The sequence below is a fragment of the Halobacteroides halobius DSM 5150 genome (genome assembly GCF_000328625.1).
In the GTDB taxonomy this organism is placed as follows: Bacteria; Bacillota; Halanaerobiia; order Halobacteroidales; family Halobacteroidaceae; genus Halobacteroides; species Halobacteroides halobius.
Genome location: NC_019978.1, coordinates 119,046 through 133,120 on the forward strand (window position 1 = coordinate 119,046; position 14,075 = coordinate 133,120).

Genomic DNA, 14,075 nt, shown 5'->3' on the forward strand with positions numbered 1-14,075 from the left:
TAAGAGTAATAATATTATAATCTAGGAGGTAGATTATGAATAAAAAATGGTGGAAGGAAGCAGTAGTCTATCAAATTTATCCAAGAAGTTTTAATGATTCAAATGGAGATGGGATTGGTGATTTAAGAGGAGTTATTGAGAAAGTAGATTATTTAGATAAGTTAGGCATAGATGTAGTCTGGTTAAATCCAGTCTATGAATCACCTAATGATGATAATGGTTATGATATTAGTGATTATCAAGCAATTATGGATGAGTTTGGTACAATGATGGACTGGGAAGAGCTATTAGAAGCACTTCATGATAGAGGAATTAAATTAATTATGGATTTAGTAGTTAATCATACTTCTGATGAACATAAATGGTTTGTTGAGTCTCGCAAATCAAAAGACAATCTTTACCGAGATTATTATATTTGGCGTCCTGGAGAAGATGGTGCCCCGCCTAATAATTGGCGTTCACATTTTAGTGGCTCAGCTTGGGACTATGATGAACAGACAGATGAATATTATTTACATCTATTTAGTAGCAAACAGCCTGATCTAAACTGGAAAAATCCTAATTTAAGACAAGAAATATACAAGATGATGACTTGGTGGTTAGAAAAAGGAATTGATGGTTTTCGAATGGATGTTATTAATATGATTTCTAAAGTAGAAGGTTTACCAGATGGAGAGGAAGTAGGAGAAGATGGTTATGCTTCTGGCGGAGAATATTTCTTAAATGGGCCAAAAGTTCATGATTATTTACAGGAGATGAACCAAGAGGTTTTATCTAAATATGACATTATGACAGTAGGAGAGACTCCAGGTGTAACGCCTAAACAAGGGATTAAATATGTAGCAAAAGAGCGCAAGGAGCTTGATATGGTCTTTCAGTTTGAACTAATGGATATTGATTCTGGTGAAGGTGGCAAATGGGATCTAGCAGATTGGAAGTTAACTGAACTTAAGAATATTATAAGTAAATGGCAGATTGGATTAGAAAATCAAGGTTGGAATAGTTTGTATTTAAATAATCATGATCAACCACGACCAGTCTCTCGTTTTGGAGATGATGATAAGTATCGAGTTGAATCTGCTAAAATGTTGGCTACTATGAATCATACTTTACAAGGAACTCCTTATATTTATCAAGGGGAAGAGATTGGAATGACTAATGTAGAGTTTGATTCTATTACTGATTATGAAGATATAGAAACTTTAAATATGTACCAAGAGAGAGTAGTTGAAGGTAATAAAGACCGAGAAGAAGTAATGGAAGCAATCTATGCTAAAGGTAGAGATAATGCTAGAACGCCAATGCACTGGGATAATAGTGAAAACGCTGGATTTACTGATGGTAAGCCCTGGATTAAACTTAATCCTAATTATAAAGAGATAAATGTAGAGAATGCTTTGGATAATCCAGATTCTATCTTTTATTATTATCAAAAGTTAATTAAACTTAGAAAAGAGAACCCGGTATTTGTTTATGGTAATTATCAATTATTATTAGAAGATGATGAGAATATTTATGCTTATTTAAGAAATTATAATGGTCAACGATTGTTAGTAATCCTTAATTTCTTTGCAAAAGAAGTAAAATTTGAGTTATCAGATAATATTAATTTTGCTAGTAAGGAATTATTAATTAGTAATTATGAAGTTAATGAAGAACAAATTTCAGAAATAGACCTCAGACCTTATGAAGCTAGAGTTTATAAATTAAGTTAAGTAAATACAGTTAAAATTGGTGATAATGTGTGGATTGAAGGTATAAATAAACAATTAAAAAGGTAGGTAAACAATGAGTAAAACAACGATTTATGATGTAGCAGAAGCTGCTGAAGTTGGAATAGGAACTGTATCTAGAGTCTTAAATAATAGTGAAAAAGTTAGTGATGAAACCCGAAATAAGGTATTAAAGGTAATTAAAGAATTAAATTATTATCCTAATGGAATGGCTAGAGGTTTAGCCTTACAGAGAACAAATGCTATTGGAGTTATGGTGCCTTCTTTTATTGATCATTTCTTTGTAGAAGTTTTAAGGGGTGTCCAGGCTGGATTAAATCAATTTGATTTAGATCTAGTATTATTTAAGGTTGATAAAGAAGAAAAGGATAAGCATATTAACCGGGTTTTACAAGGGAGAAAGGTAGACGGGGTATTAGCTATTACCCTTGATTTAACTAAAGAAGAAGTTAACAAGTTTAAAGAATTAGATTTACCCTTGGTCTTAGTAGATGATTATCAACAGGATGTAAACTCCATTTTTGTTGATGACATCGCTGGAGTAAAAAAAGCTATTAGCTATTTAATAGAATTAGGTCACCAAAGAATTGCCTTTTTTGATGGGCCGTTAGAAAGTAATCATGGAAAACAGAGATTAGAGGGAGTAAAAATTGCTTTTGCAGAAGCAGGTTTAGAATTTGATGAGCAGTTATTACAGGAGGGTGATTTTACTGTTGAATCAGGATATCAATCAATGAAGAAAATACTTGATGTAGAGGAGAGACCAACAGCTATTTTTGCTGCTTCTGATGATCAAGCAGTTGGTGCCCTAGAAGCAATTAAGGAGGAAGGTTTGTCTGTACCAGATGGTTTTGCTTTAATTGGCTATGATAATATTGAATTAGCTCGTTATTTAGATTTAACAACTGTTAGTCAGCCTATGTTTAAAATGGGGGAGTTAGGAATTGAGACTTTGGCCAAATTAATCTATTCTAAGCAAGATGATTTAATAAAAAAGAAGATAGAACCTAAATTAGTTATTAGAAATTCTTGTTAGAGATAAAAAATATAGTGTAGCTATTTTATAATTGGAAATTTAAAGTTATTTAATTTGTAAAAAGAGTTATCTTTGGTATAATTATAGTGGAAGCGTTTCAACTAATGTTCTTATTAATAGTAAAAATAGTTTATAAAAAATATAACAAGGAGGAGTTATAATGTTGAAAGTAGGAGTTGTTGGTTGTGGTTCTATTGCAGAATATCGTCATATTCCAGAATATATAGCTAATAAGGATGTAGAGGTAGTAGCTCTGTGTGATATTGTAGAACAAAGAGCAGAAAAGTTTGTTAATAAGTATGAACTAACAAATGCTAAGGTGTATACTGATTATAAGGAATTGGTAAAGGATAAAGAAATAGATGCAGTAAGTGTTTGTACACCAAATTATTTACACGCGCCTGTTTCTATCGCTGCAGCTAAATCTGGTAAGCATGTTTTATGTGAGAAGCCTTTAGCAACTTCAGAAGAAGAATCTAAGGATATGATTGAAGCTGCTAAGGAGAATGATGTTTTCTTAATGGTTGGCCATAACCAAAGATTAATGCCTATTCACCAGAAAGCTAAAGAAATTATTGAGCAAGGAAAATTAGGTCAGATTACTTCTTTTAAGACTACTTTTGGGCATCCTGGGCCGGATGATTGGAGTGCTGATGGCGAAGATAGCTGGTTCTTTAGAAAAGATGAAGCTTTTATTGGTGCTTTAGGAGATTTAGGAGTACATAAAGCTGATTTAATGAGATGGTTATTAGATAAGGAAGTAACTGAAGTAGGTGCTTTTTATGATACATTAGTTAAAGATGGGGATGTAGATGATAATGCAGTTTTTATTTTGCGCATGGAAGATGGTGTACTAGGGAACTTATCAGCTAGTTGGACTTATACTGCTGAAGAGGATAATAGTACAGTAATTTATGGAACGAAGGGGATTATGAAGTTAGGAAGTCCAGAATCTGCTGAGCCAGTTATTATTAAATATGCTAATGGCACAGAAGAGGTACATCGTGTAGTGGGGATGCAAAGTAATGATGATGATGGCCAGAGTTTAAGTAGTGGGGTCATTGATTATTTTGTTGATCATATTAAACGTGATAAAAAGCCTGCTATTTCTGGTGAAGAAGGGTACAAATCTCTTAAAGTGATCTTGGCTGGGTTAGAAGCTGCTAATGAGAAAACAATTATTAAGCTATAGTAATTTATCGTTAACATTGTAAATGTAATTATTAATTAACAAAACAGAGGGGGAATAATAGATGAAAGCTGGTGTTTTTAATCCTGTATTTGGAGATAGTCTATCTTTAGCAGAAATGTTAGATAAAGTAGTTGAATTAGGTTTAGATGCTGTTGAAATTGGAACTGGTTGCTCACCAGGTAATTTTCATTGTAAACCAGATGAATTATTAAATGATGAAGCTAAGTTAGAAGAATTTAAAGCTGCTTTTGAGGATAGAGACTTAATTATTAGTGGTTTAAGTTGTCATGGTAATCCCTTACATCCTGTACCAGAAAAAGCAGAAGCAGATCATGAAGTATTTAGAAAGACTGTTTTATTAGCAGAAAAGTTAGAAGTACCTGTAGTTAATTTATTTTCTGGTTGTCCAGGTGGTAGTGAAGATGCAAAACGTCCTAATTGGATTACTTATACTTGGCCAAATGATTATGCAGAGGCTTTAGAATGGCAATGGGAAGAAAAAGTAATTCCTTATTGGAAAGAACAAGGTAAGTTTGCCCAAGAACATGGAATTAAGTTAGCTTTTGAAATGCATCCTGGTTTTGTTGTTTATAATCCTGCGACATTATTAAAATTAAGAGAAGCTGTGGGTGATGTAATAGGGGCCAACTTTGATCCAAGCCATTTAATCTGGCAGGGAATTGAACCTGTAAAAGCTATTCATGAGCTTAAAGGAGCAATTTATCATTTCCATGCTAAAGATACAGCTATTAATCCAGTTAGATGTCCTGTAAATGGTGTTTTAGATACAACTAATTTAGGAGAGGTGGCTGAGAGATCGTGGGCTTTTAGAAGTTTAGGTTATGGTAATGGTATTAAGTACTGGAAAGATATTGTAAGTGCTTTAAGGATGACTGGTTATGATTATGTATTAAGCATTGAACATGAAGATGCTTTAGCATCTGTAGATGAAGGATTAACTAAAGCTGCTCAAGTATTAAAGGAATCTTTACTATATGAAGAACCTGTTAATCCTTGGTGGACTGATTAATTCTAAGTCTAAACTTTATACCAATAATCTAATGTTTTTTACAGAATTGGAGGTAATATTTATGAAAGAACTAAAAGTAGGATTAATTGGAACGGGTCGAATATCTGATACTCATTTAAAGCCAATTACTGCTCTAGAAAATATAGAATTAGTTGCTGTAGCTGATATAGATGAAAAATTAGTACAAGAAGCTGCTAATAATTATGATTGTGAGGCTTATCTTGATTATAAAAAGATGTTAGATGATAAAGATTTAGATGTAGTCCATATTTGTACTCCTCATAATTTGCATGCTGAAATGACTATTGCTGCTGCTAAAAGAGGAATACATGTTCTAACTGAGAAGCCGATGGCTCTTAGTTTAGAAGATGCTGATAATATGATTCAGACAGCTGAAAGTAATGGAGTTAAGTTAGGAGTTATTTTCCAAAATAGATTTAATAAGGCTTCCCAGGAGATAAAAAAGCTAATTGATAAAGAAGAATTAGGAGAATTAAAAGGTGCACGAGTCTTTGTTAATTGGTACCGTCCTGATAGCTATTATGAAAATATTTATTGGAAAGGAACTTGGGAACAAGAAGGTGGAGGAGTAGTTATTGACCAGGCTATCCATACTTTAGATCTGTTACAGTGGTTTGTAGGAGAAGTTGATTTCTTAGAAGCTAATATTGCTAATAGAGCTCATGAAACATTAGAGGTAGAAGATATGGCTGAAGGATATATTAAGTTTAAAAATGGTTTAAATGCTTCTTTTCATACAACTAATTTCTATACTTACGATGCAGATGTATTCTTAGAATTGCATGGTACAAAAGGTGTTGTTACAATGGAGAAGGATAAGGTAACAGTTAAACTGGATGAAAAAGAAGAGTATATTGTAGATGAAAGTGATGCCCAGGAAGAAATAGGCAAATCATACTGGGGAATTAGTCATAAACGTCAGATAAATCAGTTTTATGATGCTATTATAAATAATAAGCCTTTAGCTGTTGATGGCCAGGAAGGTAAAAAGGTATTAAAGACTGTACTAGCAATTTATGAAGCAGGTAAGAATAATAAAAGGATTAATTTCTAGAGATACTGGTGGGAAGGTAAATCCTTCTCACAGTAATTTCAATAATTAATGAAAAAGGGTTGAATTTAATGAAGAATAATGTTATAATTCTTAGTAAGAAAAGTAAAATTTATAATAACTTATAACTAAGATAAGTCACAATAAGATAATAAGCTAATAAGATGAGACTTGTTACTCAACGGATTACTATACCGAGGGAGTAGTAGGTCTTTTTTTAATTTACTATTTACTCAAGCGCTTGCGTAAGTTGGGTAAATGGCCTTGGGCCAAGCTAAAAAGGAGGAAATTATGAGTATTACAATGAAAGACATCGCCCAAATAGTTGGTGTTTCAGAATCAACTGTTTCTCGAGCAATTAATAATAAACCGGGAGTAGGCGAAAAAACAAGAAAAGAAATATTGAAAGTAGCTAATAAATATAATTTTAGTCCTAATCAGTTGGCCCGTAACTTAGCTAAACAAGAAAGTAAAATGATTGGCTTAATTTTACCTGATATCTCAAGTTTGTTTTATTCAGAAGTAGCGAGAGCTATTCAAGATTTTGCTTTAAAGAAAGGATATCAAGTTGTAATTTGTAATACAGATGGAGCTAGAGAACAAGAGAATAATTATATAGAATGGTTACAGAGTAATCAAATAGCTGGTGCTATCTTTTTAGGTGATAGGTTAGTTAGTAATCAAATAATGAAATTAGGTTTAAGTGACTATCCAGTCGTACTAGCTAATCGCCTAGTGGAAGGGGTAACATTACCTTCAGTAATCATTGATAATACTAGTGGTGCTTATAAAGCTATGGAGCATCTGCTGGATAAGAACTATCAAAATATCGCATTAATTAATGGGCCCCAAGATAATTGGCAAGCTCAAAATAGATTACGGGGTTATAAGCAAGCTCTAAAAGATTTTAATTTAGAATTTAATTCTAATCTAGTATTACATCAAGAGTGGGATAGAGAGAGTGGTTACCAAGGTTTTTTAGAGTTAGTTAAGTTAGAAGAACCTCCAGAAGCTATATTTGCAGCTAATGATTTGATAGCTGCTGGGGTAGTAGAAGCAATTAAAATGGGAGGTTATTTAGTTCCTCAAGATATAGCAGTAGTAGGATTTGAGGATACAGTAGTAACATCAATTATAGACCCTCCATTAACGACTGTAGCTCAACCAATGTATCAAATGGGAACTCAAGCTGTTAACAAACTCTTTACTCTAATTGAAGATGATGTTAGAGGAGAAGAGATTGAAATATTAGATTGTGAGTTAATTATTAGAGAATCTACTTAAAAATTATTAAGGGGGAGTTAAAATGGCAAAAGTTACTTTAAATGATATTACTAAAGTTTATCGGGGTGGAGATGATGGTCCTGTAGAGGCTGTATCAAAGGCTAATGTTGATATTAAGGATGAAGAATTTGTTGTATTAGTTGGCCCATCTGGATGTGGAAAGTCTACTACTTTAAGAATGGTAGCTGGACTTGAAGAAATTACTGAAGGTGAACTTTACATTGGGGAAGATATAGTAAATGATGTAGCTCCTAAAGATAGAGATATTGCAATGGTATTCCAAAATTATGCTTTATATCCACATATGAATGTATATGATAATATGGCATTTGGTTTAAAATTACGTAAGATGGATGATGAAGTAATTGATAAACGAGTTAAAGATGCTGCTCGAATCTTAAGTATTGAACCATTATTAGATAGAAAGCCGAAAGAATTATCTGGAGGTCAGCGTCAGCGTGTAGCTATGGGGCGAGCTATTGTACGAGAGCCTAAAGTGTTCTTAATGGATGAGCCATTATCTAACTTAGATGCTAAGTTAAGAGTACAAATGAGAGCTGAATTACAAAGACTACACGAAAGATTACAGACAACTACTGTTTATGTAACTCATGATCAGGTAGAGGCAATGACTTTAGCAGATAGAATTGTTGTGCTTAAAGATGGTATCATTCAGCAGGTTGATGATCCAATAACTCTTTATAATGATCCGAATAATATGTTTGTAGCAGGATTTATTGGTAGTCCAGCTATGAATTTCTTAGATGCTAAGATTATAGAAAAGGGTGATAGTTTAGCAATTACAGGAGAAGGTTTTGAGGTGACTATTCCTGCAGATATGTCTCAAGCAATGAAGACTTTACAGACTTATGTCGGTAAAGAAATCGTCTTTGGTATTCGACCTGAAGATATTATGGATGTTGATTTAATGGAAGAAGAACCAGAAGGAGATGTAGTTAAGTCAGAAGTAGAAGTAGTTGAGCCAATGGGATCTGAAATTAATGCTCACGTTAATGTTGGCGGACAAACAATTATAGCAATTGTAGATTCTGAGAGTGACATTGAAGTTGGAGATACTAAAGAATTATCTTTTGATCTTAGTAAGATGCATATCTTTGATTCTGAAACTGAAGAAGCAATTATTTAATTTAAGCTTAAAATCTAACTATCTAAAGGGAGATCATGATCATGGTCTCCTTTTTTATTTTTTGTTACTTTCACAGTAATTACTATGAATAGAATTTATTTTAGTAGCATAAAAATTAGTAACTTGATTTAAACAATTAAGCTAGGAGGAGTTAGTATGTCTAAAGATCAAGAACTAAGTCTATTTAATCGTGAAAAGTTAGAGCTAAATGGAGTGACTGATGTTCAAAGTTATGATGAGCATGAAATTAATCTTGAGACTAATTTAGGTAGTTTATTAATTATGGGCCAAGAATTACATATTCAGCATTTAGATTTAGAAAATTTAAAGTTAATTGTTGAGGGTCATATTATAGAGCTTAGGTATGACCAAGGTTCAAAAACTAAAAATTTATTTCAAAAATTATTCAAGTAAATTTAGGAGGAACTGAAATGGTCTCTTTGCGGTTGCAATTTTTTACTTTTTTAAATATGATATTAGTAGGTATGGTAATTGGAATAGGATTTGATTTTTATCGGGTCTTAAGATCTAAAGTCAATCCACTTCAGATTTTTACTATTTTATTTGATATAGTTTTTTCTTTGTTATCAGCAATTATAATATTTATAACATTATTTTATAGCAATGGTGGAGCGGCTAGAGGTTATGTTTTTATAGGTGTCTTTACAGGAGTGATAATTTATTATCTTACTATTAGTAACTTTATGATTAAGGTGCTTACTAAATTAGCAAATATTATTTATTGGATTTATACTAAAGCTAAGAAGATAATTATCTGGATTTATAATAAAAGCAAGTTAATTATGATTAAAATAAGAAGGTGGATTAAGCAATGGGGTGAAAAATAACAGATGGGAATTAGGCAACCACAGAAAGAAGAAACCAGATCTAAATTTAAAAAGATAATCAAATTATTGGGAATAATTATTGGTTTAGTAGTACCTATATTGATTTTAATTAATTTTTATCAAGGTCATCGAGAACTGCAAAGAATGAACCATAAGATAGCTAAGTTAAAGGAAGAGATTAACGATCTAAAGCAAGAAAAGAAGGAGTTAAGAAGCAGAATAGACCAAGTTAATTCCAAAAAAATTATTGAGCAAATAGCTCGAGAAAAATTAGGTTTAGTTAAAGAAGGAGAAATATTATATATTCCTGTAGAAAAATAGGAGGCTGAAGATGAATTTTAATATAGTAAAGCAACTAGCTACTGATCTTAATTTAGCAATTGGACAAGTTAAGAAAACAATTAAGTTACTAGATGAAGGGAATACTATACCATTTATAGCTCGTTATCGTAAAGAAGCAACGGGCCGATTGACTGAGGATAAGTTACGTGAATTAGAGGAAAGGCTAGATTACTTAAGAAGGTTACAAGCTAAAAAGAAGAAGGTAATTACAGCAATCACAGAACAAGGGAAGTTAACGGTTCAGCTAAAAGAAGAGATCAATGCTGCGACTAGTCTACAAGATGTAAAAGACTTGTATCGTCCTTATAAACAAAGGCAAAAGACTAGAGCTGCCAAAGCTAAAGAGAAGGGATTAGAGCCTTTAGCTGATTTGTTTTTAGCTCAAGATATAACCACAGGTTCCGTTGTAGAAAGGTGTCAAGAGTTTATAGATCCTAAACAGGAGTTAGAGGATATAGCTAGTATATTACAAGGGGTTAAAGATATTATTGCTCAGCATGTAGCTGATCAACCTAAAAGTAGAAAATTGGCCCGAGAGATTACTTTTGATAAGGGGAAATTAGTTGTTAAGGGTAAAGTTGATGAAATAACAGAGTATCAAACTTATTATGAGTTTGAAGAAGAAATAGGGAAGTTAGCGCCTTATCAAATCTTAGCAATTAATCGTGGGGAGCATGAAGATATTCTTAAGGTTAAGGTAGTTACTTTAAAAGAGCAGATTATAAATAACTTAAAAGCTGAATTTATTACTGATAAATCTATTTTTAAGGAAGTATTAGAAGAAGCAATAGATGATGCTTATCATCGCTTATTAGCTCCGGCTATTGCTAGAGAGGTAAGAAGTTATTTAAAAGAGGAAGCAGAAGAACATGCAATTGATGTATTTGCTAAAAATTTAAGAAATTTATTAATGCAGCCTCCATTAATTGATAAAAAGGTTTTAGCAATTGACCCCGCCTTTAGAACCGGGTGTAAGATAGCAGTTTTAGATAAAGCAGGACAATTGTTAAAGACTACTAATATTTATCCTCATGAGCCACAAAATAAATGGCAAGTTGCTAAAGAAAAGTTAATTGATTTAATAACTGCTTATAATCTGGATGTAGTAGCTATTGGGAATGGGACTGCTTGTCGAGAAACAGAAACTTTAGTTTCAGAAGTGATTGCAGAGTCACTTCCGAAATTAAGATATGTGATAGTTAATGAAGATGGGGCTTCTGTTTATTCAGCATCCCCTTTAGCCAGGGAGGAATTTCCTAAGTTAGATGTATCACTAAGGGGAGCCATTTCCATTGGCAGAAGATTACAGGATCCTTTAGCTGAATTAGTCAAGATTAATCCTAAGCACTTAGGAGTAGGCTTATACCAGCATGATTTGAATCAGAGTAATTTAGAAGAGGCCTTAGAGAAGGTAGTAGAATCAGTTGTAAATTATGTAGGTGTTGATTTAAATACAGCTTCTAGTGCTTTACTAGAGCATATAGCGGGCATTACTTCTGCAGTAGCAGATAAAATTGTTTCATACAGGCATGATAAAGGGGAGTTTACTACACGTCAAGAATTAAAGAATGTTTATGGAATTGGCCCTAATAGATTTACTCAAGCTGCTGGTTTCTTGAGAATTAAAGCTGGAGATAATCCGTTAGATCAAACTGCAATTCATCCAGAGTCTTATCAAGTAGCACAAAAGTTATTAGCTAAAATAGGCTTTAATGCTAGCGATTTGTTTAATCAGGAGCAAAGATTAGAATTGCGGGAAAAGATAAAGCAGGTTGATTTAAATGATTTTGTTTCACAATTAGAGGTTGGTTTAGCAACTTTACAGGATATTAAAGAAGCTTTATTAAAACCTGGTCGTGACCCTAGAGAAGAAGTTTCACAGTCTATTTTTAAACGAAGTATTTTAAAGTTAGAAGATTTGGAAATAGGAATGATTTTAACAGGTAAGGTTAGTAATGTAGTCGATTTTGGAGCATTTGTTGATATTGGTGTTAAGGAAGATGGTTTAGTACATATTTCAGAGCTAAGCTCTGATTTTGTAAAAGACCCGTTAGAAGTAGTAGCAGTTGGTCAGACTGTTAAAGTTAAGGTATTGGAGATAAACCAGGTTAAAGGACAAATATCTTTAACAATGGTTCTGTAATTAGGTTGACACCCTATAAGGAATATAGTATAATGTAACAAATTGCATTGTAATTTACAAATATGAGGAGGAATTTTTTAGGTATGTCAATTGAGGTTGGGAACGTCATACAAGGAAAAGTAACTGGTATTACAAATTTTGGAGCATTTGTTGATTTAGGAAATGGAGAAACTGGTTTAGTTCATATCTCAGAGGTTGCTGATACTTATGTTAAAGATATTAGTAATTTTTTAGAAGATGGAGAGCGAGTACAAGTAAAAGTAATTTCTATTGATGGAGATGGAAAAATCGGTTTATCTATCAGACAGCTAAGTGATGATAAAAAGAAGGAGAAGTTTAAAGAGACTACTCCTAAAAAGTCTCTTGATGATTTAATTGATGATTTTATGCAAGAAAGCAGTCAACGACAACAAGATCTAAGAAGTAATTTAGAAAATAAAAGTGGTGGTCGTTCTTAAAATATAATCTTTTGTTTAGTTTAAGCACCCTTAATTAAGGGTGCTTGTTTATATTTGAGTGAAGATAAACATACTATATATAAGCTAGGAGGGAAAGAATGAGTTATAATGAAAAAGATATAAGTGTATTAAAAAAACAATTAGGCCGCGAACCGCGAAATGTAGTCACAGTTAGTAAAAGGTGTTCACATAATTATCCTCAAGTAGTAGTTACTGCTCCTATTTTAGATAAAGGCTCTAATATAGGGATTTTTCCAACAACTTTTTGGTTAACTTGTCCTGAATTAAATTATCAAATTAGCAAATTAGAAGAAGAGGGATGGATTAAAAAAATTCAGGATAAAATTAATGCTAATCAGCAATTAGCTACTGCATTAGGAGCAGCTCATCAAGATTATGCTCGTTATCGTTTGAATTTAATTTCAGAGCAAAAGTTAGATGATTTAGAAAAAAATTATACTGGGCAGTATCTAGTTTTAAAAGAATCAGGAGTTGGTGGGATTTTAGAGTTTGATGGAATTAAGTGTTTACATACCCACTATGCTCATTATTTAGCCACTGATAATAATCCTGTAGGAAGGTTAGTAGATAAATTATTAAAGAATAAATTTGATTCATTAAAAGAGAAAGATTGTACTACTAAATGTGAGGAGGGCTAAAATGAAAATTGGGGCAATAGATTTAGGTACTAATTCTGTTAGATTATTAGTTGCTGAACCTAAAGAGGGTCAATTAAATAGATTAGCAACAGAATTAAGGGTACCTAGATTAGGTGAAGACATTCATCAAACTGGTTTTTTAAAGCAAGAAGCAATTAAAAGAACTACTAAGGTATTGCAAGAATACAAACAAATAATTGATAGATTAGATGCTACTCCTTATGTGATAGCTACCAGTGCAGTTAGGGATGCTAGGAATAAAAATGAATTCATAACTGCTGTAAGAAGGGGATTGGGTCTGGATGTTAGGTCGATTGCTGGAGAAGAAGAAGCAAGATTATCCTATTTAGGGATTACATCTGGTTTAGATAACTTATCCTCTAAAGCTTTGGCTATAGATATTGGTGGAGGAAGTACGGAATTTATGTGGGGGAAAAAACAAGGAATTGTAGAATATAAAAGCTTAAATTTAGGGGCAGTTAGGTTAACAGATAGTTATGGAGATAATTTAAAAGAGATAGAAAAGGAAGTAAAAGCTAAATTAGAGTCAAGAATAAATGATACCTATTCACAGTTAGTTGGAGTAGGAGGAACCATTACCACTTTAGCTGCTATAAATTATTCATTAGAATCCTATGACCGAGAGATAATTCATGAGAGTATTTTATCTCAAGAAGAAATAAGAGAAATTTTAAAGAAATTAAGTAGTTTAACGTTAGAGAAAAGAAAAGAAGTTAGAGGACTTAGTCCAGATCGAGCTGATATTATTATTCCCGGGATAGTTATATTATTAGAAGTAATGAACAAGAGTAATATCGCTCAAATTGTAGTTAGTGAAACAGGGATTTTAGAAGGAATGATTTATGATAAAGTTGATAAATTTTGAATAATGCTTTTAGAGGGAGTAAAGATAAGTATAGATGATTTGATTTACTGTAACAGTTCTTATTGATTCTAATTTATTGTTGACTAAATTGAAGATAGATAATATAATAGTAAATGTCGCATAAGAGAAAGCGACAAAATTTAATTGCCGGAGTGGCGGAACTGGCAGACGCATCGGACTTAAAATCCGGTGGGCCTTGTGCCCGTGTCGGTTCGAATCCGACCTCCGGCACCATTTAATAAAAT

At 32.6% G+C, this 14,075-nt stretch carries 14 protein-coding genes and 1 tRNA gene; all 15 read left to right on the plus strand.

What is annotated here, in order from left to right:
* Nucleotides 1-35 precede the first annotated feature (35 nt).
* The 15 genes from HALHA_RS00580 to HALHA_RS00650 all read left to right on the plus strand — a co-directional run bounded on the left by HALHA_RS00580 (nucleotide 36) and on the right by HALHA_RS00650 (nucleotide 14,064).
* Nucleotides 36-1,715 carry a glycoside hydrolase family 13 protein gene (locus HALHA_RS00580; RefSeq protein WP_015325861.1) on the plus strand — a complete coding sequence of 560 codons (1,680 nt, stop codon included), beginning with the start codon at nucleotides 36-38 and terminating at the stop codon, nucleotides 1,713-1,715.
* 73 nt (nucleotides 1,716-1,788) lie between these two features.
* Nucleotides 1,789-2,769: a LacI family DNA-binding transcriptional regulator gene (locus tag HALHA_RS00585; RefSeq protein ID WP_015325862.1), complete on the plus strand. Its 981-nt coding sequence runs from the start codon at nucleotides 1,789-1,791 to the stop codon at nucleotides 2,767-2,769.
* Between the two features lie 160 nt (nucleotides 2,770-2,929).
* Nucleotides 2,930-3,961 carry a Gfo/Idh/MocA family protein gene (locus HALHA_RS00590; RefSeq protein ID WP_015325863.1) on the plus strand — a complete coding sequence of 344 codons (1,032 nt, stop codon included), beginning with the start codon at nucleotides 2,930-2,932 and terminating at the stop codon, nucleotides 3,959-3,961.
* 61 nt (nucleotides 3,962-4,022) lie between these two features.
* On the plus strand, nucleotides 4,023-4,991 hold the full coding sequence (locus tag HALHA_RS00595) for a sugar phosphate isomerase/epimerase family protein (RefSeq protein WP_015325864.1): 969 nt from the start codon (nucleotides 4,023-4,025) through the stop codon (nucleotides 4,989-4,991).
* A gap of 61 nt (nucleotides 4,992-5,052) precedes the next feature.
* Nucleotides 5,053-6,066, plus strand: a complete 1,014-nt coding sequence (locus HALHA_RS00600; protein ID WP_015325865.1) for a Gfo/Idh/MocA family protein — start codon at nucleotides 5,053-5,055, stop codon at nucleotides 6,064-6,066.
* Nucleotides 6,067-6,321: 255 nt separating this feature from the next.
* Nucleotides 6,322-7,347, plus strand: coding sequence for a LacI family DNA-binding transcriptional regulator (locus tag HALHA_RS00605; RefSeq protein WP_425402039.1), 1,026 nt, complete (start codon nucleotides 6,322-6,324; stop codon nucleotides 7,345-7,347).
* Between the two features lie 22 nt (nucleotides 7,348-7,369).
* Nucleotides 7,370-8,494: an ABC transporter ATP-binding protein gene (locus HALHA_RS00610; protein ID WP_015325867.1), complete on the plus strand. Its 1,125-nt coding sequence runs from the start codon at nucleotides 7,370-7,372 to the stop codon at nucleotides 8,492-8,494.
* A gap of 156 nt (nucleotides 8,495-8,650) precedes the next feature.
* Nucleotides 8,651-8,908, plus strand: coding sequence for a sporulation protein YabP (yabP, locus tag HALHA_RS00615; protein ID WP_015325868.1), 258 nt, complete (start codon nucleotides 8,651-8,653; stop codon nucleotides 8,906-8,908).
* A gap of 17 nt (nucleotides 8,909-8,925) precedes the next feature.
* Nucleotides 8,926-9,342 carry a spore cortex biosynthesis protein YabQ gene (yabQ, locus tag HALHA_RS00620; protein ID WP_015325869.1) on the plus strand — a complete coding sequence of 139 codons (417 nt, stop codon included), beginning with the start codon at nucleotides 8,926-8,928 and terminating at the stop codon, nucleotides 9,340-9,342.
* 3 nt (nucleotides 9,343-9,345) lie between these two features.
* Nucleotides 9,346-9,663 carry an FtsB family cell division protein gene (locus tag HALHA_RS00625; protein WP_015325870.1) on the plus strand — a complete coding sequence of 106 codons (318 nt, stop codon included), beginning with the start codon at nucleotides 9,346-9,348 and terminating at the stop codon, nucleotides 9,661-9,663.
* 10 nt (nucleotides 9,664-9,673) lie between these two features.
* Nucleotides 9,674-11,827: a Tex family protein gene (locus HALHA_RS00630; protein ID WP_015325871.1), complete on the plus strand. Its 2,154-nt coding sequence runs from the start codon at nucleotides 9,674-9,676 to the stop codon at nucleotides 11,825-11,827.
* Between the two features lie 83 nt (nucleotides 11,828-11,910).
* Nucleotides 11,911-12,285 (plus strand): S1 RNA-binding domain-containing protein, encoded by a 375-nt coding sequence (locus HALHA_RS00635; RefSeq protein ID WP_015325872.1) that lies wholly within the window; start codon nucleotides 11,911-11,913, stop codon nucleotides 12,283-12,285.
* Between the two features lie 98 nt (nucleotides 12,286-12,383).
* Complete coding sequence (locus HALHA_RS00640) at nucleotides 12,384-12,944, plus strand: DUF501 domain-containing protein (RefSeq protein ID WP_015325873.1); 561 nt, start codon at nucleotides 12,384-12,386, stop codon at nucleotides 12,942-12,944.
* A gap of 1 nt (nucleotide 12,945) precedes the next feature.
* Complete coding sequence (locus HALHA_RS00645; protein ID WP_015325874.1) at nucleotides 12,946-13,830, plus strand: Ppx/GppA phosphatase family protein; 885 nt, start codon at nucleotides 12,946-12,948, stop codon at nucleotides 13,828-13,830.
* 146 nt (nucleotides 13,831-13,976) lie between these two features.
* Nucleotides 13,977-14,064 (plus strand) — tRNA-Leu (locus tag HALHA_RS00650).
* Nucleotides 14,065-14,075 lie beyond the last annotated feature (11 nt).